The sequence below is a fragment of the Marinobacterium rhizophilum genome (assembly GCF_024397915.1).
Classification (GTDB): Bacteria; Pseudomonadota; Gammaproteobacteria; order Pseudomonadales; family Balneatricaceae; genus Marinobacterium_A; species Marinobacterium_A rhizophilum_A.
Genome location: NZ_CP073347.1, coordinates 858,497 through 879,229, shown reverse-complemented (window position 1 = coordinate 879,229; position 20,733 = coordinate 858,497). Strand labels below are relative to the sequence as shown.

The following is a 20,733-nucleotide window of genomic DNA, read 5'->3' as shown; positions in this document are numbered from 1 at the left end:
AAGCAGATCAAATTATTAAAGAGCAAGTATGGGCGAAAAGCCTAGAATTTTTTAATGCCTATTGACGTGGGGACGGCTCATAGGTGTTAGAGATTTTCTTGAAATAGCTTTTTTACTGCCGAAATTAAGTATTCGTCTTGATAAAAGCCAGCTGCGATAGACAAGCCAACAGGCACATTATCAACTTTTGCAATTGGGATGGTTATTTCAGGCAGTTTACCAACTCCTGAAAACGCGGTAATAGCCATTGTTCTATCGTAAAAATCCATTGCAGTCTCCATTTGTTCAAAGGCCCCTTTCAATGGCGCAATAGTTGGCACTGTTGGAAATAGTATTAAATCGCCTTTTTGAAAAAATGAAGTTATTCGATTAAACATTTTTTCACTAAGCATCAGCGAATCATTAACTTTTTTTCGATCAAAATTACGTACTGTTTCATACTTCATAGCAAAAAATGGGCTTAAATCAGGGGATGTAGCATCAATCCAATTCCCAACAGTGTTCAAAAATTCAAATGTTTGCACTGGTCTTAAAATATCAACATTCAATTTCTCAAGTGTCATCGGTTCTTTGAGAATATCGCTTAACGTAATCGAGGTTACATTTATATCCCTGCTAGATAAGCGCTCTTTAATCTTACACTTTATTGCCTTTGCGACTTCACTGTCTGCTATGGCAAATGCATCTTCAAGAAGATAAATGTTTTGTATATGCTCTGGTGATGTTTCCTCAATTGACAGCAAAGCTTTCATTGCTTTACAAAGAATGCCTAAATCACTTGCTAGCGCACCAACAGTGCTTGTACTTGGCACAAAAGGTAACACACCGGCTTCAGAAACTCGGTGTGTCGTTGGACGCATTGCATAAACACCACACAGACTGGCAGGAACACGCAAAGATCCAGCTGAGTCCGTGCCAATGGCAAAATCAACCAACCCACATGCAACCGCTGATGCGGAACCACTTGACGAGCCACCCGGAATTCTATCTGGAGCAGCGGGGTTTATCGGTGTGCCAAAAAAATAATTCTCACCATCTAAGCTATAGGTGAACTCATCCGATACCGTTTTACCAAGGCAAGTTGCGCCATATCCTAATAATTGATCAACACAAAGAGCATTATGAGTAGGTGTATCATGTTTTGCAGACCATGATGGACTACCGTAAGAGGTTTTATAGTTTGAAATATCAATATTGTCTTTTACGGCAAAGGTGAGATCGCTTAAAAACCCCTTTGCATAGGGTTCCAAAGTAAAGGTTTCAACAAATGCGCCTGATGATAAAAAATCGTACATTACTTCCTCTTCAATTTATGTGCTGGATATTTGAAAGCATCTAACATTTGTATCGTAGCCTCGGAGGCCGATTTGCCTGAGGCCAGTATTTCCTGATCAATTTTCGTCAAAAACGGGCGCAAAGCCAAGCAGCATGGGTCCTTCAGGTCATCTGCTCAATCTCTGCATCTGACAAAACGATCACCAAGCCTCATATCCACTTTTCGACTATGCATTGTAACTTTATGATTCCAAATAAGTATCAGCGAACTTTTAGCCACACGCCAGGATACTGGCCTGCAAGGCCGTTTATCCCGCTTGCGAAACCCATGACCCCGAACAATACTGTATATAAATACAGTATAAAATCCTATGGAGCTGCCAATGGACGATATCCCCAAGCTACTGCCTGCCCACCCCGTTCGGTTCATGGACCGCTTCCGGGCCTTTATCCGGGCCCGCCAAATGGCATACCGCACGGAAAAGACCTATTGCATATGGGTTCGCGACTTCATTCGCTTCCACAACAAGCGCCATCCGGAGTCTATGGGGACGCCAGAGGTTGATGCCTGGCTGAGCCATCTGGCCAATGAACGTTCTGTCGCCATAAATACGCAAAAAACAGCACTCAATGCGGTCGTATTTCTGTACAGGCAATTCATCGGGCGCGAGGAGAATGGGGTCAAGTCTTGTCTTTTGCCTCACTGATAATCCGGCTTATCCGCGAATAGTGCAAGCCGAAGTACTCGCCTATTAACTTCATACTATAACCTTTACTGGCAGGCGCTTTGACGATCGCTTCGTTACGCGAAGCAGTCACCTTGACGTAGTAGTCCAGAGGTTTGGCAAGCGGCCGCCGCTGGGCCGATGGAATTTCGAGCAAGCGGTCTGCTTCGTTAATACGCTTTTGCATCTCATCGACAAACTGCTCGCTACCAAGATACGTCGCTGAACGTGTTGTTATACCTCAATTTCAGAAGCCATGAAGTTCCCGATGACACCTCATGTAGTCAGCTTGTCGACCATTGAGACGTATGCGGCCTGGTGCATCTCCGATCAACATTTGAAGCTCGTTCTCAGTAATTTTAGGGGCGCGAACCAATGCACCGTCCGAGGAAAAAGAAATTAAACCGCGATCAAACAAAGCATCCAGATTGGCTACAAGAAGTAATCCGTTGTCACCATCCAGCCGTTCTTCATTGGTGCAATCTTTCCATGGTTTTATGTGCGACGCTCTTAGCACCTCTCGAATCTTGCAGCCCGTTACGCAACAGCCACTCCATTTCGCCTCCAACTTAGCCCGAAACGCACCCTGGCCCAATCTCGCCTTTTGAAGTTGCACTTTCTCGGTTTCGCCTGCCATTTTATCGTGACGCACTGCCTGAAGATCAATTAGTAACATCGCATCCGGAAGAACCCAATACTGCCGCTTATTTCCGGGTGGATAGACGCCCAGCTCAACGCAGTAGCGTAGAAATTCCGCCTCCGCAGTTGCGTGTAAACACCTTTCCATTCCCAGAACCCTTTTTATGGCCGGGTTTGTCTCCTTGCCATCCCGCTCAGATCGGAGGTCAAGATGCACATCAATGGAATTGTTCTGATAGCCAATAAATCTAGAAGGGCCAAATACCAACTCTCCACTTACATTTGCGACTACTATTGATTTTCCATTGCGTACTAGCTCGATTGCACGTGCATCTCGGCTCTTCAGTGCCATCAGAAGGACACCAAAATTTTCGTCAATATGCTCTTGGGATGCTACGAGGCCCACTGAAGTCTCCATGAGGTATAACTTTTGTATCGTAGCCTCGGAGGCCGATTTGCCTGAGGCCAGTATTTCCTGATGAATATTCGTCAAAAACGGGCGCAAAGCCAAGTAGCATGAGCCGTTCAGGTCATCTGCTAAAACGCACTGAATCTGACAAAACGATCACCAAGCCTCATATCCACTTTTCGACGTTTGGTATACTGCCCGCGGCATTACTAGGGCCTGACTTCGCCTCCTGCAAGCTTATATACTATTTTTTAGACAAATCTACATCTACAATTTCATTGGTAGATTTTACAGTCCTTGTGTAGATATTATATCCAGGAGCGTTTATCAACATCGTATCCCCAGGTATAAATGTTCCTGTTACATGGTAGCTTCCGAGAGCATTAGTGGTTCCGCTATCTCTATTGATTACGATATGTGCAGACGGAATCGGAGTTCCCGTTTCTTTATCACGTACAACACCCTGCATACTAGAACAAGCGGATAGAATTAATGCTGAGCATAAAATGATAACTTTACTTTTCATGTTTATTCCTCATTTAGTTATAAAAATTAATAAATCTATTCACTAAACCTATCTGTACTGCATCAAGTACTTCATTATGCTCAACGATCAACAGCACCTGACAGTGCCGGACGATGAACCTATCAAGCGGTTCCTAATACTTCTCACGACTGAGATAAACGTCCTGCTACCACCCAGATCTTGGCACTGAACGCGATTTTATTTCTCAAGAAGAGGTTTCTCGAACCATCCGTTGACCGGGGATTCTGGCCTGCGGCACGTCTTACCACACAAGCAATCGCACAATGCCTACAACCCGCATCACCCTACTCCACGGCAGCGGACAGGTCCGATAAACCACGCTACCGCCCTAACGATAACGAAATACGGGCCTGCAATGCAGGCAGAGCCAGGGAGAACGGAGGGATTGAACTTGGGGGGAAGGATTCACCCAGCCTGGCTTCCGTTGCTCAGCTGACGATTTGCGTTATTGTCGATCAAAACCAGGCACCAGTACTCCGTCGGCGCCTTCAGCATAATGCCGAAAGCAGGGGCGATGGGCAAGGTATAAGGGGCGAGGTCCAAGCTGAAAGTGGCAAGGTGGTTGGTGATTGGTGATTGGTGATTGGTGATTCACCGTTGTGCCTAAAGCCCTGCCCGTCCAGCACTATCGGATCGACGTCCAAGGTCCCATTCCATCCACACTACCGAAACATCAGAACGGCTCCAATTCCCCCTTATGAAGCCGGCGAGCACTGGCGTTATTGTGCGATCAGGCCCGCAGGGGCGAAAACAGGGACTGTCGAGCCGCAGATTAGGCACAGGATGTGCCGTTAGCTGCGCCCGCGCAATGGCGTCAGAGCGCAGCGGAAAGGCTTCCTTGGGGCGCGCTTCCTTTGCCTACTTTCCTTGTCGCGTAACAAGGAAAGTGGGTCGCCGAAAGGCGAAATACGGATTCGCAGAATACGGTAAATGTTCTGCTGGCAGACTCGATCCTGCGTGTCTTTCATCTGGTCGTCGAACGACTCATCATGCCATCCCCTGCGACCGATGATGGGTGGCGCGCTTCCTTTGCACACTTCACCTTGTAGAGAGTCCTTGTCGCCTAACAAGGAAAGTGGGTCGCCGGCAGGCGAAATACGAATTCGCAGAATACGGTGAATGTTCTGCTGGCAGATTCGATCCAGCGTGGCCGTTTACCGGGGCGTCAAGTGATTCATCATGGCATCCTCTGCAAACAATGATGGGTTACGGCGCGCCCAGGGCTTGGAGCAATCGTAAAGGTTTGTGCAATGCGCACCTCACCGCATCCTACGCACAAACACCCGCGCATCAGCGATATCAGAGCAGCCTCAATCCCCCTCAGCAGCCGACGAGCACCGGGATTATGTTCCGATTAGACCCGAAGGGGCGAGACAGGGACTGTCGAGCCGCCGATTGAGGGCATGGATGCCCTCTTAGCGGCACCCGCAGAATGGCGCCAGAGCGCAGCAAGAAGGCGTCATTGGGGCGTATTCTTCAAGGTAAAGAGCCTTGGTTACTTTTTTTGCGCGTGCAAATAAAGTGACACGACCAAGAGGTCGTAACAGGAATTACCAGACAGTCACTGTAGCCAGGAGTAATACAATGTTATTCGAAGGATAATCCCCGCCTCGCGCGGCCTAAAAGTCAGCAAAGTGTCACCCATGTCATTGAACTGAGCTGTTACCCATGTGGGTTAACTGTACCGGATTAGTGATTCGTGATTCGTGATTCGTGATTCGTGATTCGTGATTCGTGATTCGTGATTCGTGATCAATTATGGCGGTATACCACTCCACGGTGCAATTCGCAGGCTCATTGGCACCCTACCAAAGAAGCCATTCCGCATTGGCAGCAATCCGGCAACCAGCAGCCCTGCCCACATCACCAGTTCACTCCCAGTACCACCCATCCGTCAGAACGGCTTTAAGTCCCCCTTATGAGCAGAAAATTGATCCTGCATTTTCTGACTACCGGCGGGGCGGCCTTCCGCCATCCATGGCCATCCACTCCACAGCAATCCTTCAAGCCGCCACTGATCAAAACGGACAAGGGCTGTGGCCATGAAAGGGCTCACCAGTGCCCGGATGCTCGAAATACACATCGCTGGCATGCAACAGCAAACGGTCTGCCATCTGCTCGCTATGCTCGCTTCTGTAAAGGTCACACCCAAGAATGGGATGGCCCATTGCCTGGCTGTGAATGCGTAACTGGTGGGTGCGTCCCGTTAGCGGATTGAATTCCACCAGGCTGCGACGTGGCTGGTCCAGGCGCTCTAACACCCTGAATTCACTGACGGCCGTTTGGCCGGTGACGTGGCAGATTTTCACCCGGGGAAACTGGCTTTTATCCTTCGCGATGGGCGCTGTTACCTGCCCCTGATCGTCCGAGATCCAGCCTTCCAGCAAGGCCAGGTAGCGTTTTTGAATGCCCCGTGCCTGAAACTGCCGATTGAGGTGCCTGGCGGCGTCGGCATTGAGCCCCACCAGCATCATGCCCGAGGTGCCAAAATCCAGCCGATGGGGTAGCTTGGCCGCGGGGAATGCCGGGCTCTGCCCTTGCTGGCCATGCACCAGGCGGTAGTGCACCGAATCCCGGTTGAGAGGGTTTTTACCCGACAGGCTAAGCAGGCCGCTGGGCTTGTTGATCAGCAGGATATCGTCATCCTGGTACAGAATCACCACTGGATCGGCACACACAGGTGCCACAAAATCATCAATAACGCTGTGAATCGGCGTGCCTGCACCCGACATCTAACATTCCCCGCTATTGATGCTCAGCACGCCCTGCCAAACGCTGGCCGGCTGTGCCATTTTTGTGAGTATTTCTCAAAAACGGCACAGCCTACCCAAGTCTGCGCCCGGGGGCCAGCAGCCTGGCGGGTACAGCATTGATTATCGGTGCTTTCGTTTCCCCGGCGGGTCCTCAGTTGCTGGCGGCAACGCTCACCGCGGTATCGGGCTGGCTGGCGCCGGAGCCCAAACCCCGGCGCCCGACCAGGGCCACGGCAACGGTGGCGATAACACCGGGAACCGCCAGGGCGATGAAGTTGACATGGTGCGGCAGCGCCAGTGCCAGCAGCGTGCCACCCAGCATGGGGCCAACGATGGCGCCGTTGCGGCCAATGCCGGAGGCCCAGCCGAGCCCCGTGGAGCGGATGCTGGCGGGGTAATACTGGGCCACATAGGCGTAGAGCAGAATCTGCGAGCCAATGGTGGTGGCGCCAGCGATGCCCATCAGGCTGTAGAGCAGCCACATCGGGTGATCATGGCCCAGCAACACCAGTGAGGCGGAGCCCAGTACAAAGAAGCTCACCAGCACAGAGCGCAGCGAGAAACGGTCGGCCAGCCAGCCGCCCCCCACGGCCCCGATGATCGCGCCAATGTTCAGCACCATCAGCGACATCATGCTGGAGCCCAGGGCGTAGCCGGCCATGGACATCAGTTTCGGCAGCCAGGACCCCAGCGCGTACACCATCAGCAGGCAGCAGAAAAAGGCCGTCCAGAACATCAGGGTACTGAGCGTACGGCCACCGCGGAACAGCTCCCGCACCGGCCCCTCGCTCTCGTTCGAGGGCGGTACCACCAGCAGATCCTCATCGCTGATCCGCTGCGCCGGGGCGATCTTCTGCAAAATGCCGCGAGCCTCCCCTTCACGCTTGTGCAGCATCAAAAAGGCCACGGACTCCGGCAGGAACTTCATCATCAGCGGCAACAGCAGCAGCGGTACGCCTGCCAGGAAGAACATGATTTCCCAGCCATAGTTGGGCACGATCCAGATACCCAGCCCCGCGGACATCATGCCGCCCACGGCGTAACCGCTGAACATCAGCGCCACCAGGGTGCTGCGGCTTTTCTTCGGCGAGTACTCGCTCATCAGCGAGACCACGTTGGGCATCACGCCGCCGATTCCAAGGCCCGCGATAAAGCGCAGGATACCGAATTCCCGGGGTGTGCTGGCAAAGCCGTTGATCACCGTGGTCAGGCTGAACAGCACCACGCAGATCATGATGGTCTTCTTGCGGCCCAGCCTGTCCGACAGCATGCCAAAGCTCATGGCCCCCAGCATCATGCCGAACAGGGCACTGCTGCCCAGAAGGCCGGCCACGTAGGGGTTGAGGTTCCACTGTTCCATCAGCAGCGGCAGCACCACGCCGTAGATCACCAGGTCATAGCCGTCGAAAATGATGATCAGGGTGCACCAGAGCAGCACCTTCCAGTGAAACGGGTTGAATGTGGCGTTATCAATAACGTCGTTTACGTCGATAGTGCGCATGGGTCTGCACCTTTGAATATTGTTTTAGTTGTTCGGCGTCACGGCAAACCCGGGGCCTGTAGCCGCAAGGCCTCCCGGGCCTGTGGCGTCAGCCCTGATCGCCGCCGCCCACCGGCAGGGTGGTGCCAGTGATGTAGGAGGCCGCATCGGAGGCCAGAAACAGGATGGCGTTCACCTGTTCGTGCATCAGGCCGTAGCGCTTCATGTGGCTCGACTCCACGGTCTGGTCCACGATCTGCTGGTACCAGCGCTTTTCCTGCTCCGACTGCGGCGCACTGTTGCGCGGAATCCTGCGCTCGCCCACATCGGTGCCCCCGGTGGCCACGGCATTGACGCGAATGCCGCGCTCGCCATTTTCCCAGGCCAGGCTCGCCGTCAGCGCATTGACCCCGCCCTTGGCGGCCGCGTAGGGCACCCGGTTAAGGCTGCGGGTGGCGATGGACGACACGTTCACAATGACGCCGGCCTGCTGTTGCTGCATCAGCGGCAACACCGCATGGCAGCACCAGAGCGTCGGGAACAGCGAACGACGCACTTCGGCCTCTATCTGCGCCTCTTCGTAGTGCTCGAATGGCTGTACCCAGATGGTGCCGCCGACGTTGTTGATCAGGATATCGATGCGCCCAAAGGCCTCCTGAGCCTGGGCCATTACCCGGCTGGCACCCTCGTACTGTTCCAGGTTCGCCAGCACCACCAGGGGCTCGGGTGCGCCACTGGCACTGATCTCCCGGGCCACGTCGTGCACCAGGTCAGACAGGTCCACCAGCACCAGCTGGGCGCCTTCGCGGGCCAGCTGTTCCGCTACAGCCCGGCCAATGCTCTGGGCCGCACCGGTGACCACCGCAACCTGGTTCCTGAAGCGCGCGGTCATGCCACGGCCTCGCTGGCACCGGGCGTGCTCGGGGTGAACTTCTCGTAATGGAAGGAATTCGGATTGATGCCCTGCGCGCGGAAATACCCCAGCACCGCATCCACCATGGGCGGCGGGCCACAGAGGTACACGTCCACATCGCCATCGTTGATGGGGGCGTTGTCCATATGGTTGGTGACATAGCCCTTGTACGGATGGTCGCTCGCTTCACTGGCGACCACGGTCTTGACGCTGACGTTCTCCAGCGTGCCGGCAAACTGCTCCAGTGCCTGCACGCACACCAGGTCGTCGTCGTTGGTCACACCGTAGATCAGGTGCGTCGGCTGGTCACAGCCGTGCTGCTGCAGGTATTCCAGCATGGCCAGGAAGGGCGCAAGACCCGTTCCCCCCGCCAGCATCAGCACCGGGCGCGCCACCGGGCGCAGGTAAAAGCTGCCCATCGGGCCGGTGAGGCTCAGCTTGTCGCCAGGTTTCGCCTTGTCGACCAGCCAGGAGCTCATCAGGCCGCCGGGCACGTTGCGAATCAGGAAGCTCAGTTCCCGGCTGCCGGGGCGGGAACTGAAGGAATAGGCACGGCTTTGGCTGCTGCCGGGCACCTGGATATTGACATACTGCCCGGCGAGGAAAGCGATATCCGCGTCCGCCGTCACTTTCAGCTCGATGGCGGTGGCTGAAACCAGGTTAACCTCGGCGACCGTGCCGGTTACCTCGCTCGTGCCGGTCTTGCACAGCGTTGAGGCCACCGGCACCTCGACCACGCAATCGCTGCTGGGCACCATCTGGCAGGTCAGCACCCTGCCCTGCGCCACTTCGTCGTCGGTCAGGGCGTCGTCGATGTATTCGTCGCCCAAGTCAAAGGCGCCCTGGTGGCACGTCCCCTTGCAGGTGCCGCAGACGCCGTCGGAGCAGTCCATCGGCAGGTTGATCTTTGCGCGGTAGGCGGCATCCAGAACGGTTTCGCCCTCGTTGCAGGTCACGAAACGGGTGACGCCGTCTTCAAAGTTGAGCGCGATGCTGTAACTCATGATCGTCTCTCCACGGCCGTTAGATGTTATAAATATCAAGCACTTGGTTGATATAGTCGTTGTTCAGGACGATCTTCTTCTCGGTAATGAGGGGCGCCTCGCCGCTGATATCCAGGGTGTAAAACGAGGTCCCGAAAAAAATCTCGGTCTTGTGGTAGCGGTGGCTGTTGGTCTGCCAGTTAAAGCGCAGCTTCACCTCCTGGCCATCCTGGGACAGGATCTCCAGGTTGGAGGTCAGGTGCGTGGTACGCGGCTCCGGCATCGAGGTGGCGCCGGAACGCTCGGTCTTGATGCGGTAGACCCGGTCTTCCAGGCCGTTGCGGTTGGGGTAGTAGATCAGCGAGATTTCCGACTGCGGGTCCTCGGTGAGGCGGTCCTCGTCGTCCCAGGCCGGCATCCAGTACACCACGTTTTCGCTGTAGCAGCTGAGCCACTCGTCCCACTGACGGTCGTCCAGCAGCCGTGCTTCCCGAAAGATAAACGCCTGAATCTGTTCGTATGTCATGCTCATGCCGAGGCCCCCTTTGCAGCAATGGAAATAAAGCGGTCACGTTCGGTTGCAACGGCCTTGAGCATTTCAGCCACCCAGTGCTGATGGTGCGTTACGTAAAGACCTTCATCCTCCGGCTTGATCCCGCTGAGGATCGGCTTCAGCCCGATGGCGTCTGCGCTCGCATCCGGCCCCTCGATCCAGTGACTGGCGCCGCGGCTCATGTCGTTCCACTTCAGCTCCCGGCCTTCATAGCCGCGCTGGCAGGCGCGGAACTCTTCCAGGTCATCCGGCGTACCCATACCGGTGACATTGAAGAAATCCTCGTACTGGCGGATACGCTTGGCCCGGTCCGCGGCCGGTTCGCCCTTGGGCGCCCAGCAGAAGATGGTGATTTCGGTCTTGTCGACGGAGATCGGGCGCAGCACGCGGATCTGGGTGGAGAACTGATCCATCAGGTAGACGTTCGGATAGAGGCACAGGTTCTTGGTGGTATTGACGATCGAATCGGCACGGGCCTCGCCGACCTGCGCCTGCAGGCGTTCCAGGTGGTTGTACACCGGGCGTACCTGCGGGTTGGTCAGGCGGGTCCACAGCATCATGTGGCCATGCTCGAACGAATAGAAACCGCCTTCGCTGGACCAGCTCTTGGCGTCGACCGCTTCGGTACCGCCCTGGTCGTAGTTGCGCTGCCCCATGGTGGAGAGGTAGTTCCAGTGCACGGTGCCGACATGGTAGCCGTCTGCGCCGTTTTCGGCGGTCAGCTTCCAGTTGCCTTCGTAGGTATAGGTGGAGGTGCCGCGCAGCACTTCCAGACCGTCCTCGGCCTGATCCACGATGTTGTCGATGATCTTGCGGGTTTCACCCAGGTATTCGCCCAGCGGCAGCACGTCCGCGTTGAGGCTGCCGAACAGGAAGCCGCGGTAGGACTCGAACTGGGGCAGGTGTTTCAGATCGTGGGAGCCGTCGGTATTGAAGCTGTCCGGGTAGCCGCCCTTCTTCTGGTCGCGGGCCTTCAGCAGCTTGCCGTCGTTCTTGAAGGTCCAGCCGTGGAACGGGCAGGTAAAGGATGCCTTGTTGCCGCGCTTTTTGCGGCACAGGGTAGCACCGCGGTGCGAGCAGGTGTTGAGCAGCGCCTGCAGCTCGCCTACCTTGCTACGGGTGATCACAACCGGCTGGCGGCCCACCGTGGTGGTGAAATAGTCGCCGGGATTTTCGATCTGGCTTTCATGGGCCAGGAACACCCAGTTGCCTTCAAAGATGTGTTTCATCTCCAGGTCAAACAGCTCCTGGTCGGTAAAGACACCGCGATCGCAGCGGTAGTGACCGGTTGCCGGGTCGGCTTGCACCGCGCCACGGATCCGGGTTTCAAGTGCATCGAGTTGGCGAGTCATGGTCGTCAATCCTCATTCTGTGGTCTTGTTGTTTGGGTGACCGTTTTGCGGACGCAGGGGCTGGGGCGATACTCAGACCGCGTCGGTTTCCAGCGCACGGTTGCGCTCGTGGCGAACCTGCAGTTGCGGCTTGTCGGTAGAGACCAGCTGCACGTTGAACTCGACGCGGGTGAAAGGCCCCTGGATGTCGTACGCGGCTGCCTCTGATGGGTCTTCTATACGCTGTGCCTGGACCACCAGCTCGTCGCGGGTCGCAAAGGCGAAATCGTCGAAGGTGTACGGGTCGCCCGCCAGGTTGATCTGGGTCGTCAGGTGCTTGTGGCCCGGCGCGCATACGAAGTAGTGGATATGGGCTGGACGGTTGCCGTGGCGCCCCAGCTGGTTCAGCAGTTTCTGGGTGGCGCCATCCGGCGGGCAGCCGTAACCGCAGGGGATGATGCTGCGGGCGACGTAACGCCCCTGGCTGTCGGTCTTGATGCGCCGACGCAGGTTGTAGTCGCTCTGGGACTGATCGAAGTAGGAGTAGGCGCCTTTAAGGTTGGCGTGCCAGATATCGACAATGGCATTGGCCAGCGGATTGCCCTGCTCGTCGGTAACCTGGCCGGTCAGGATCATGCTTTCGCCGCCCTCGCTGCCGTCGTCCATGCGGGCAAAGCCCTCGCTCAGCGGCGCGCCGGCCACGTACAGCGGCCCCTCGATGGTGCGCGGCGTACCGCCGTGAAGGCCCGCCTGCGCGTCCTCGGCATCCATGCGGATATCCAGGTACCGATCCATGCCAAGGCCCGGCGCCAGCAACGCGGCTTCACCGTTCTGGCCCAGCTCGTTGATGTAGTAGACGGCGCTCCAGAACTCCTGCGGGGTCACATCGAGATCCTCGATGGTCTGGAAAATGTCGTGCATGACTCGGTGAACAATGGCCTTCACCCGCGCGTCACCCGCGTCCTGGTTCAGCCCGGCGACCTTTTCCAGCAGTTCCCTGACCTCGGCCGTATGCATGGTTTTAACACTCATTGTCTTGCTCCTCAGTCTCTTGTTGTTGTGGCTACGCCCTTGCTCCGACCTTCACGCCGGCCAGTGAACCCGGCATGGCGGCTGCCTGACGGCACACCCGATTTATAGCCAGCTTAAGCAGCGGAACGATCGCCAACTATCCAGTTTGTGACAGCCTTTATCCTTTTCCTGCACGGGGTGAAAAGCAGGGAAACGGGCAAGGTGAAAGGGGAAAGGCGCAAGGGCAAGGGCAAGGGCAAGGGCAAGGGCAAGGACAAGGGCAAGGGCAAGGGCAAGGGCAAGGGCAAGGGCAAGATGAGTGTGCTGCGCTGAAGCCGGCGCTAGCCGGCTTTGCATGTAACGGATAAAGCGGTGCAGACAACGGCTATTGTCGAAATCGCTCTGGATCTAACAATGAGTCTCCCGCCATAAATCGAATACTCAAGGGAGTCTTCAACCATGCATAACAACAAGAAGGGGCTGCGTGCCCTGGTTAGCGCCTGCGCTACCGCCGGCCTGCTCAGCGTCGGTTCCAACCTTGCGGCAGAGCCGGTGAAAGTCGGCATCATGCTGCCCTTCAGCGGCGTTTACGCTGCCCTCGGCGATGCCGGACGCAACGGCCTTAAGCTCGCGCTCACGCAGAACGCCGCGCAGCTGCATGGCCGGGACATCGAGTACCTGGAGCTGGATACCGAGGCCAGGCCCGAACGGGCGCCGGAGCTGGCGTCGTCCCTGCTGGACAAGGACAAGGCCGACTTCATTATCGGCCCGGTACATTCCGGCGTTGCCATGGGCATGTCCAAGGTGCTGCGCAACAAGGATGCGATCATGATCATCCCCAATGCCGGTGCCGCCGCAGCCACGGGCCCGCTCTGTGCACCCAACGTGTTTCGCACCTCGTTTTCGTCCTGGCAGCCGTCCTGGCCCATGGGCAAGGTGGCCCTGGATGCCGGCTACAAGAAAGTCGTGACCATGAGCTGGAACTACGGCATGGGCAAGGAAAGCCTCGAAGCCTTTGAAGAATCCTTCACCGCCGGCGGTGGCGAAATCGTCAAGCAGATTCTGGTGCCCTTCCCCAAAACCGAATTCCAGCCCTACATCACCGATATAGCGGCAACCGCACCCGATGCGGTGTTCGTCTTCTTTGCCGGCGGTGGCGCAGTAAAGTTCGTCAAGGACTACAACGCGCTGGGCCTGAGCGACAAGATTCCGCTGCTGGGCGCGGGCTTTCTGACCGAAGGCACGCTTGAAGCCCAGGGGGATGCCGCCGAAGGCATTCTCACCACGCTGCACTACGCCGACAACCTGGATAACGCCGCCAACCACAAATTCCGTCAGGATTACGCCAGCAGCTTCGGCAAACCGGCCGATATCTATGCGGTGCAGGGATATGACGCCGGGCTGCTGATCGCCCAGGCCCTGAATACCCTGGGGGGCGACATCAGTAATCGCACGGCGCTAATTGCCGCCATGCAAGCCAGCACCATCGACAGCCCCCGCGGCAAGTTCACCTTCTCCAAAGCCCACAACCCGGTGCAGGACATCTACCTGCGCAAGGTCGTCAACGGCGAAAACCAGGTGCTGAGCATTGCCGCCGCAGCGCTTGAAGACCCCGCGCGCGGCTGCAAGCTCTAGCAGCCTGTCGGACTTACCACTGATCTACTGCGGGAAAGCCGATTTTGGTCATTTTTCGTGCTCTTTTTTGTTGAATAGAACCACTATTCGTCTCAAAAGAGCCCAAAAACTTCCTCAAAACGGGCTGTCCCTCGCTACGATCGGCCAAGTCCGACAGGCTGCCAGGCCCCCTTTTCCCCACTCTCGGCCTGTACGCAGCACCGCTTATGGCGGCGTACAGGCTCGACCTGACGGGCGCACGATGATGGATATAACCCTGTTTCTGTTCCAACTGATGAACGGCGTGCAGTACGGCCTGCTGCTGTTCCTGATCGCCTCTGGCCTGACCCTGGTGTTCGGTGTCATGGGCATTCTCAACCTGGCCCACGGTTCCATGTACATGGTGGGCGCCTACCTGGCCTGGTATTTCGTCAACACCACCGGCAGCTTCGGCGTGGCGGCGGTGATCTCGGCCATTATCGCCCTGCTGCTGGGTATCCTGATCGAGCGCACCCTGATCATCCGGCTGTACCGGCGCAACCACCTGGACCAGGTGCTGCTGACCATCGGCCTGATCTTCGTGTTCAATGCGCTGCAAAGCCTCCTCTGGGGCAATGACCCGCTGGGCGTGGCGGTGCCCGCCTGGCTCGATGGCGCCATCCCGCTGACCGAGATGATCGAGTACCCGGTGTACCGGCTGTTCGTCTCGGGCCTGTGCATTCTGATCGGCATCGGCATGTACCTGACCATCAACCGCACCCGCCTTGGCATGCTGATCCGTGCCGGCGAGTCCAACCGCGACATGGTCGAGTGCCTGGGGGTGGATATCAATCGCCTCTATACGCTGGTGTTTGCCGCCGGCGTCGCCCTGGCCGCCATCGCCGGCATCGTCTCGGCCCCCATGGTCTCGGTAGTACCGGGCATGGGTGAACATGTGCTGATTTCCTGCTTTGTGGTGGTGGTTATCGGCGGCATGGGCTCCATCAAGGGCGCCTTTGTCGGCGCGCTGATGGTGGGCATTGTCGATACCTTTTCCTCGATCATGCTGCCGCAGGTATCCAGCATGATGATCTACATCCTGATGGCGGTTGTGCTGCTGATAAGGCCCAGGGGCCTGTTCGCCAGCTAACGCCCAGTTCGGAGAAAGTCCCATGTTTAATAACCGTGCGGAAAAACTGTTTGTCTGGCTGTTCTTCCCGCTGGCGCTGCTAATGCCGCTGCTGCTGGATCAGAACACCTTTTATGTCAACAAGCTGGCGACCATCCTGATCCTGTCGATCTTTGTCATGTCGCTGGATTACCTGGTGGGCCGTTGCGGCCTGGTGACCCTGGGCCATGCGCTGTTTTACGGCATGGGCGGCTACCTGTTCGTGATGCTGGCGCCGGAATACGAGGCGGTAAACTTCTGGCTATACACCTTCTACGTGCTGGCCATCGCGTCGGTGATCGCACTGGTGGTGGGCGTTATCGTGCTGCGTACCAGCGGCATCTACATGATCATGATCACCCTGGCGCTGGCCCAGATGTGCTTCTATTTCTTCTCGGATTCCACGGAATTTGGCGGCAATGATGGCCTCTTTATCTTCGTTAAGCCCGAGACCGATGTGTTCGGCCTGAGCCTGTTCGACCTCGACAACCCGACGCACTTTTACTACCTGTGCCTGCTCTCGCTGTTCAACTGCCTGCTGTTCTTCAAGTTGCTCATGCGCTCCAAGTTCGGCCGCATCATGGATGCCGTGCAGGAAAACCCCGAGCGCACCACCGCGCTGGGCTACAACGTGCTGCACTTTCGCCTGGCCAGCTATGTCATCGCCTCGGCGCTGGGCGCCTACGCCGGCTACCTCTTCGCGCTGCAATACGGCTTCGTTAACCCCTCGATGCTGTCCTGGCAAACCTCCGGCACAGCCCTGGTGATGTCGATACTCGGCGGGCTTGGCACCCTCTACGGCGCCATTCTCGGCACCCTGGTGTACGAAGGCCTGCATTACGGCTTTGAACACCTCACCGAGAACTGGCTGCTGCCCATGGGCAGCCTGATCATCCTGATGGTACTGGCGTTCCGGCATGGTCTGGCAGGCTACCTGGAATCCCTGGTGGAGAAACGCAAATGAGCAGCATCGTATTGAAACCCGCAGACCTCGCGCCCCCGGCCACGCCCTGCCCGGTGACGGACGTTGTTTTGCAAACAGAAGGTCTGTGCAAGTACTGGGGCGGCCTCAAGGCGCTGGATGATCTGTCGCTGCAATTCCACGACCGCAGGCTGCATGGCATCGTTGGGCCCAACGGTGCCGGCAAGAGCACCCTGCTGAACCTGCTGTGCGGCAGCTACGCCCCCACCCGCGGCAAGATCCTGCACAACGGCGAAGCGATCGATGCAATCCGGCCCCATGAGTTCAGCCGCCGGGGCATCGGGCGCGGCTTTCAGAAAACCAATATCTACCCCAGCGCCACCTGCCTGGAGAACTGCAGCATTGCCGCCCAGCGCCGGGTGGGCGGCAGCTTCAATATCTTTCGCTCGCGTCACAGCGACAGGCTGCTGACCGAAATGGCGGCACAGGCACTGGAAAAGGTAGGCCTCTCGCACCGGCGCGATGCAATTGCCTCACGCATCAGTTACGGCGAACAGCGCCAGCTCGAGATCGCCACGGTACTGGCCACCGCGCCCAGCGTGCTGTTGCTCGATGAGCCCATGGCCGGCATGGGGCACGAAGAGTCCCAGCTGATTATCCAGCTGCTCAAGAGCCTCAAGCAGGACTACTGCATCGTGCTGGTGGAGCACGATATGGACGCCGTGTTCGCGCTGTCCGACCAGCTCACGGTACTGGTCGACGGCCAGCACCTGGTCACGGACAGCGTTGAGCGGGTACGGGACGATGCCCGTGTGAAACATGCCTATCTGGGCCAGGGCGACGAGGTGATTTAAAGGATCAACCTAACGAACATCAGCCCCCCAAAAAAACAAACCAGCAGGCCAAAGTACGCGCTATTACTGCAGCCAAGGCGATGAGGTTATTTGAGATGAGCAATTTATTGGAAGTCCGCAGCCTGCACACCCTCTACGGCGAAAGCCACGTGCTGCACGGTGTGTCGTTTGACATAAAACAGGGTCAGGCCGTGAGTTGTCCTGTGACGGAAATAACGCGCAATCGGCATGCCGTTCGCCAGGAGTCAGCATCATGAACAATCTGCTTGAAGTCCGCAGCCTGCATACTCTTTACGGAGAAAGCCATGTACTGCACGGTGTGTCGTTTGACATAAAACAGGGTCAGGCTGTCAGTTTTCCTGTGACGGAAATAACGCGCAATCGGCATGCCGTTCGCCAGGAGTCAGCATCATGAACAATCTGCTTGAAGTCCGCAGCCTGCACACCCTCTACGGCGAAAGCCACGTGCTGCACGGTGTGTCGTTTTACATTAAACAGGGCCAGGCGGTCAGCTTGATGGGCCGTAACGGCATGGGCAAAACCACGACACTCAAGTCCATTCTGGGTGTGCTGACACCGCGCAGTGGCCAGGTGCGGTTTCAGGATCAGGATCTCGATGGCCTGCCCACCTGGCAACGCATGCGCCGGGATATCGCCTATGTGCCCGAGGGCCGGGGCATGTTCCATAATCTGACAGTGAAAGAGCATCTGCAGATGGCGGCACGGCCGAACCGGCGCCGCGAAGTGCTGTGGGACTATGACCGCGTACTGGCCACCTTCCCGCGGCTGCAGGAGCGCCTGACGAACCTGGGTACCCAGTTGTCCGGCGGCGAACAGCAGATGCTGGCCATCGGCCGGGCCCTGATGACCAACCCCGATCTGCTGATCCTGGATGAGGCCACCGAAGGTCTGGCGCCGCTGATCCGCAAGGAGATCTGGGAGGTAATCCGCACCATCAAGGCCAGCGGGGTCTCGACCCTGATCGTGGACAAGAACATCCAGGTGCTGGAAAAAATCTGCGACCATCACATCGTGCTGGTCAAGGGTCGGGTGATGTTCGAGGGCGACAGCCAGCAGTTGCTGGCCCAGCGCAGCGAGGTTGAGTCCCACCTCGGCGTCTGATGCCCGCCGGTGCGCGACATCCATCGCGCACCGACCAGCATTGACGGCAGCATGGCCGGCGTTGCAGACTCCCGGCCATGGAATACACCGTGCCACCGGGCGGGCTATCCCGCCGGCACAACAACCCCAGGGCGAGGGCAAACATGACTCCAGCCAAGACATCACCGCCGAGCGCAACCGAAACCAGTCGCCAGGGCATCGGCTCGCTGGAAATCGGTCTGCGGGTACTGAACGAAATCGCCCGTTCTGCCACGCCGCTAAGCCTGAAGGATCTGTCCCTGCGGCTCGACCTGTCGTCCAGCCGGCTGCACAAGTACCTCATCAGCCTCGTGCGCATGCAGTATATCGTGCAGGGCCCGAACGCCCGCTACAGCCTGGCGACCGCCAGCCTCAGCCTTGGCATGGCGGCCCTCAAGCGGATCGACCCCATGCCCATTACCTTCGATGCCGCCGCCCGCCTGCACCAGGCCACGGATCGCACCCTGTCGGTGGCGATCTGGAACGGCAAGATGCCGCTAATCGTCAACTGGCTCGATTCCAGCCAGGTGCTGGCGGTGAATGTACGCCTGGGCAGCGAACTGTCGCCGTTTTTCTCCGCCGCCGGTCGCCTGTTCCTGGCCTACCTGCCCGCCGAGCGCCAGCGCCGCATCGTCGACGATTTTTACCAAGCCCCCAGCGCCCTGCCCCGCTACCAGGGCCGGCAGTTGCAACGGCAGGATTTTTACAGCCTGCTCAAGGCCACCCGCAACAATGCCCAGGCCTGTTTCTACGGCGACTTCCTGCCGGATATCAACGTGATCAGCAGCCCGGTGTTCAACCTGGGCGGCCAGATACAGGCCGTCATCAGCCTGATGGGCATGGCCAGCGATACTGATGTGCGCCCGGGTCAGCGCCTTGAGCGCCTGCTGAGCGCCACCACCCGCGGCACCACCAAGCTGATCTGTGGCAACGCGGTTTAAGGCGCGAGGTACAAGGAGCAAGGAACAAGGAACAAGCTGATAGCTGATAGCTGATAGCTGATAGCTGATAGCTGATAGCTGATAGCTGATAGCTCAGGATGGCGCCGCCACTGCGGCTTAACGAACGGAATTTTCGCGCCAAACACGCAAACGGGGAATACCCGGCCAGGCCGAGTATTCCCCGTTTTTATAAAACTGACCTCAGCGCAGAGTGATCAGGCGCGTTCAGCGACCGCCGCCGAGCTGTCACGGTTGTAGATGGTTTCGTCCAGCTCGTTCTCGCTCTTGCCAACCAGGACCGAAACCGCCAGGTCGCCGCAGACGTTCACGCTGGTGCGTGCCATGTCCAGGATACGGTCGATACCGGCAATGATGGCCAGGCCTTCCATCGGCAGGCCGACGGTGGTCAGTACCAGCGACAGCATGATCAGGCCCGCACCCGGTACACCGGCAGTGCCGATGGATGCCAGGGTCGAAGTCATGATGATCAGCAGGTAGTCGGAGAACGCCAGGTCGATACCAAAGGCCTGGGCGATAAAGAGCGCACAAACACCCTGGTACAGCGCCGTGCCATCCATGTTGATGGTGGCGCCCAGCGGCAGTACGAAGCTGGAGATGCCCTTGGATACGCCCATCTCCTCACGCGCAGCCTTGATGGTGGCCGGCAGGGTGCCGGAGCTGCTGGTGGTGGTGAACGCCACCGCCGCCGGGTTCACCAATCCCTTGAGGTAACGCACCGGATTCAGGCGACCCAGTACACTGATCAGGCCGGTGTAAACCACCAGCACGTGAATCACGGCACCGACGTAGACCACGGCGATAACCTTGATCAGCGGCAGCAGGATTTCCAGACCGTACTTGCCGGCAACCCAGGCCATCAGGCCGAATACCCCATAGGGCGCAAGCTTCATCACCATTTCGGTCAGCTTGTACATGCCCTCGGCCAGGCTTTCAAACAGCTCGACCGCAGGCTTGGCTTTTTCGCCGCTGAGGTTCAGCGCGATACCCAGGCCCAGTGCGAAGACGATGATCTGCAGGATGTTGCCCGCGGCCAGCGCACTTACAGGGTTCGTCGGAATCATGGCCAGCAGCGTCTGCACCAGGGTCGGTGCCTCGCTGGTGGCGGCAGCCGCGCTGGAGGCGACCATGTTGATGCCTTCACCCGGCTGAAAGAACGCACCCAGGCCCAGACCGATGCTAATGGCCACTGCCGTGGTCAGCATGTAGAGCACCAGGGATTTAAGGCCAATACGACCGAGCTTGCGCGTATCCTGCATGGAGGTGACACCCACCACCAGGGAGCAGAACACCAGGGGTACGATCAGCATCTTGATGGCGTTGATAAACAGGGTGCCGATGGGCTTGAGAATCTCGGCATCGGGGCCCAGAAACACACCTGCGATCATCCCCAGCGCCATACCGACAAGGATTTTCTTCCACAGTGCCAGCGAGCTCCAGAAGCCCGGACGGTTCAGTTCAATGGTTGCCTGTTGCAT

20 protein-coding genes are annotated in these 20,733 nt (G+C 57.5%); 8 read left to right on the top strand and 12 right to left on the bottom strand.

Going from position 1 to position 20,733, the window contains the following annotated elements:
- Positions 1-86: 86 nt before the first annotated feature.
- Positions 87-1,295 (bottom strand): amidase family protein, encoded by a 1,209-nt coding sequence (locus KDW95_RS03825; RefSeq protein ID WP_255854945.1) that lies wholly within the window; start codon positions 1,293-1,295, stop codon positions 87-89.
- A 363-nt stretch (positions 1,296-1,658) separates the two neighbouring features.
- On the opposite strand from KDW95_RS03825, the gene KDW95_RS03820 reads away from it, so the two are divergent.
- Positions 1,659-1,982 carry a site-specific integrase gene (locus KDW95_RS03820; protein WP_255854944.1) on the top strand — a complete coding sequence of 108 codons (324 nt, stop codon included), beginning with the start codon at positions 1,659-1,661 and terminating at the stop codon, positions 1,980-1,982.
- On the opposite strand, the gene KDW95_RS03815 is transcribed toward KDW95_RS03820, so the two are convergent.
- The 10 genes from KDW95_RS03815 to catA all read right to left on the bottom strand — a co-directional run bounded on the left by KDW95_RS03815 (position 1,957) and on the right by catA (position 12,640).
- A complete protein-coding gene (locus KDW95_RS03815; RefSeq protein ID WP_255854943.1) occupies positions 1,957-2,187 on the bottom strand; it encodes a hypothetical protein in 231 nt (76 codons plus the stop codon). The genes KDW95_RS03820 and KDW95_RS03815 overlap by 26 nt on opposite strands.
- A 60-nt stretch (positions 2,188-2,247) precedes the next feature.
- The gene (locus KDW95_RS03810; protein WP_255854942.1) at positions 2,248-2,991 is read right to left on the bottom strand and encodes an HNH endonuclease; all 744 of its coding nucleotides are present in this window, start codon (positions 2,989-2,991) and stop codon (positions 2,248-2,250) included.
- A gap of 301 nt (positions 2,992-3,292) precedes the next feature.
- A complete protein-coding gene (locus KDW95_RS03805) occupies positions 3,293-3,574 on the bottom strand; it encodes a carboxypeptidase regulatory-like domain-containing protein (RefSeq protein ID WP_255854941.1) in 282 nt (93 codons plus the stop codon).
- A 2,039-nt stretch (positions 3,575-5,613) separates the two neighbouring features.
- Positions 5,614-6,327 carry an RluA family pseudouridine synthase gene (locus tag KDW95_RS03800; protein WP_255854940.1) on the bottom strand — a complete coding sequence of 238 codons (714 nt, stop codon included), beginning with the start codon at positions 6,325-6,327 and terminating at the stop codon, positions 5,614-5,616.
- Positions 6,328-6,499: 172 nt separating this feature from the next.
- Positions 6,500-7,849 (bottom strand): MFS transporter, encoded by a 1,350-nt coding sequence (locus KDW95_RS03795; protein ID WP_255854939.1) that lies wholly within the window; start codon positions 7,847-7,849, stop codon positions 6,500-6,502.
- 88 nt (positions 7,850-7,937) lie between these two features.
- On the bottom strand, positions 7,938-8,720 hold the full coding sequence (locus KDW95_RS03790; protein ID WP_255854938.1) for a 1,6-dihydroxycyclohexa-2,4-diene-1-carboxylate dehydrogenase: 783 nt from the start codon (positions 8,718-8,720) through the stop codon (positions 7,938-7,940).
- Complete coding sequence (gene benC / locus KDW95_RS03785; RefSeq protein WP_304941574.1) at positions 8,717-9,745, bottom strand: benzoate 1,2-dioxygenase electron transfer component BenC; 1,029 nt, start codon at positions 9,743-9,745, stop codon at positions 8,717-8,719. Before benC ends, KDW95_RS03790 begins: the two co-directional genes overlap by 4 nt.
- Before the next feature lie 19 nt (positions 9,746-9,764).
- The gene (gene benB / locus KDW95_RS03780; RefSeq protein ID WP_255854937.1) at positions 9,765-10,256 is read right to left on the bottom strand and encodes a benzoate 1,2-dioxygenase small subunit; all 492 of its coding nucleotides are present in this window, start codon (positions 10,254-10,256) and stop codon (positions 9,765-9,767) included.
- A complete protein-coding gene (locus KDW95_RS03775; protein WP_255854936.1) occupies positions 10,253-11,629 on the bottom strand; it encodes a Rieske 2Fe-2S domain-containing protein in 1,377 nt (458 codons plus the stop codon). The genes benB and KDW95_RS03775 overlap by 4 nt, the downstream gene beginning before the upstream one ends.
- 72 nt (positions 11,630-11,701) lie before the next feature.
- Positions 11,702-12,640 carry a catechol 1,2-dioxygenase gene (gene catA / locus KDW95_RS03770; protein WP_255854935.1) on the bottom strand — a complete coding sequence of 313 codons (939 nt, stop codon included), beginning with the start codon at positions 12,638-12,640 and terminating at the stop codon, positions 11,702-11,704.
- A gap of 438 nt (positions 12,641-13,078) precedes the next feature.
- On the opposite strand from catA, the gene KDW95_RS03765 reads away from it, so the two are divergent.
- The 7 genes from KDW95_RS03765 to KDW95_RS03735 all read left to right on the top strand — a co-directional run bounded on the left by KDW95_RS03765 (position 13,079) and on the right by KDW95_RS03735 (position 19,237).
- A complete protein-coding gene (locus tag KDW95_RS03765) occupies positions 13,079-14,254 on the top strand; it encodes an ABC transporter substrate-binding protein (protein ID WP_255854934.1) in 1,176 nt (391 codons plus the stop codon).
- A 244-nt stretch (positions 14,255-14,498) separates the two neighbouring features.
- Positions 14,499-15,362, top strand: a complete 864-nt coding sequence (locus KDW95_RS03760; protein ID WP_255856465.1) for a branched-chain amino acid ABC transporter permease — start codon at positions 14,499-14,501, stop codon at positions 15,360-15,362.
- Between the two features lie 22 nt (positions 15,363-15,384).
- Positions 15,385-16,344 carry a branched-chain amino acid ABC transporter permease gene (locus KDW95_RS03755; RefSeq protein ID WP_255854933.1) on the top strand — a complete coding sequence of 320 codons (960 nt, stop codon included), beginning with the start codon at positions 15,385-15,387 and terminating at the stop codon, positions 16,342-16,344.
- On the top strand, positions 16,341-17,156 hold the full coding sequence (locus KDW95_RS03750; protein ID WP_255854932.1) for an ABC transporter ATP-binding protein: 816 nt from the start codon (positions 16,341-16,343) through the stop codon (positions 17,154-17,156). Before KDW95_RS03755 ends, KDW95_RS03750 begins: the two co-directional genes overlap by 4 nt.
- A gap of 253 nt (positions 17,157-17,409) precedes the next feature.
- A complete protein-coding gene (locus KDW95_RS03745) occupies positions 17,410-17,571 on the top strand; it encodes a hypothetical protein (RefSeq protein ID WP_255854931.1) in 162 nt (53 codons plus the stop codon).
- Positions 17,568-18,278, top strand: coding sequence for an ABC transporter ATP-binding protein (locus KDW95_RS03740; protein WP_255854930.1), 711 nt, complete (start codon positions 17,568-17,570; stop codon positions 18,276-18,278). The genes KDW95_RS03745 and KDW95_RS03740 overlap by 4 nt, the downstream gene beginning before the upstream one ends.
- A 143-nt stretch (positions 18,279-18,421) precedes the next feature.
- Positions 18,422-19,237, top strand: coding sequence for an IclR family transcriptional regulator (locus KDW95_RS03735; RefSeq protein WP_255854929.1), 816 nt, complete (start codon positions 18,422-18,424; stop codon positions 19,235-19,237).
- A 215-nt stretch (positions 19,238-19,452) separates the two neighbouring features.
- Here KDW95_RS03735 and KDW95_RS03730 read toward each other — a convergent pair whose 3' ends face one another.
- A complete protein-coding gene (locus KDW95_RS03730; RefSeq protein WP_255854928.1) occupies positions 19,453-20,733 on the bottom strand; it encodes a dicarboxylate/amino acid:cation symporter in 1,281 nt (426 codons plus the stop codon).

Coding starts and splice junctions, on each gene's coding strand:
- KDW95_RS03825 (WP_255854945.1), bottom strand. CDS start 1,295: ATGTACGATTTTTTATCATCAGGCGCATTTGTTGAAACCTTTACTTTG.
- KDW95_RS03820 (WP_255854944.1), top strand. CDS start 1,659: ATGGACGATATCCCCAAGCTACTGCCTGCCCACCCCGTTCGGTTCATG.
- KDW95_RS03815 (WP_255854943.1), bottom strand. CDS start 2,187: ATGCAAAAGCGTATTAACGAAGCAGACCGCTTGCTCGAAATTCCATCG.
- KDW95_RS03810 (WP_255854942.1), bottom strand. CDS start 2,991: ATGGCACTGAAGAGCCGAGATGCACGTGCAATCGAGCTAGTACGCAAT.
- KDW95_RS03805 (WP_255854941.1), bottom strand. CDS start 3,574: ATGAAAAGTAAAGTTATCATTTTATGCTCAGCATTAATTCTATCCGCT.
- KDW95_RS03800 (WP_255854940.1), bottom strand. CDS start 6,327: ATGTCGGGTGCAGGCACGCCGATTCACAGCGTTATTGATGATTTTGTG.
- KDW95_RS03795 (WP_255854939.1), bottom strand. CDS start 7,849: ATGCGCACTATCGACGTAAACGACGTTATTGATAACGCCACATTCAAC.
- KDW95_RS03790 (WP_255854938.1), bottom strand. CDS start 8,720: ATGACCGCGCGCTTCAGGAACCAGGTTGCGGTGGTCACCGGTGCGGCC.
- benC (WP_304941574.1), bottom strand. CDS start 9,745: ATGAGTTACAGCATCGCGCTCAACTTTGAAGACGGCGTCACCCGTTTC.
- benB (WP_255854937.1), bottom strand. CDS start 10,256: ATGAGCATGACATACGAACAGATTCAGGCGTTTATCTTTCGGGAAGCA.
- KDW95_RS03775 (WP_255854936.1), bottom strand. CDS start 11,629: ATGACTCGCCAACTCGATGCACTTGAAACCCGGATCCGTGGCGCGGTG.
- catA (WP_255854935.1), bottom strand. CDS start 12,640: ATGAGTGTTAAAACCATGCATACGGCCGAGGTCAGGGAACTGCTGGAA.
- KDW95_RS03765 (WP_255854934.1), top strand. CDS start 13,079: ATGCATAACAACAAGAAGGGGCTGCGTGCCCTGGTTAGCGCCTGCGCT.
- KDW95_RS03760 (WP_255856465.1), top strand. CDS start 14,499: ATGGATATAACCCTGTTTCTGTTCCAACTGATGAACGGCGTGCAGTAC.
- KDW95_RS03755 (WP_255854933.1), top strand. CDS start 15,385: ATGTTTAATAACCGTGCGGAAAAACTGTTTGTCTGGCTGTTCTTCCCG.
- KDW95_RS03750 (WP_255854932.1), top strand. CDS start 16,341: ATGAGCAGCATCGTATTGAAACCCGCAGACCTCGCGCCCCCGGCCACG.
- KDW95_RS03745 (WP_255854931.1), top strand. CDS start 17,410: ATGAACAATCTGCTTGAAGTCCGCAGCCTGCATACTCTTTACGGAGAA.
- KDW95_RS03740 (WP_255854930.1), top strand. CDS start 17,568: ATGAACAATCTGCTTGAAGTCCGCAGCCTGCACACCCTCTACGGCGAA.
- KDW95_RS03735 (WP_255854929.1), top strand. CDS start 18,422: ATGACTCCAGCCAAGACATCACCGCCGAGCGCAACCGAAACCAGTCGC.
- KDW95_RS03730 (WP_255854928.1), bottom strand. CDS start 20,733: ATGCAACAGGCAACCATTGAACTGAACCGTCCGGGCTTCTGGAGCTCG.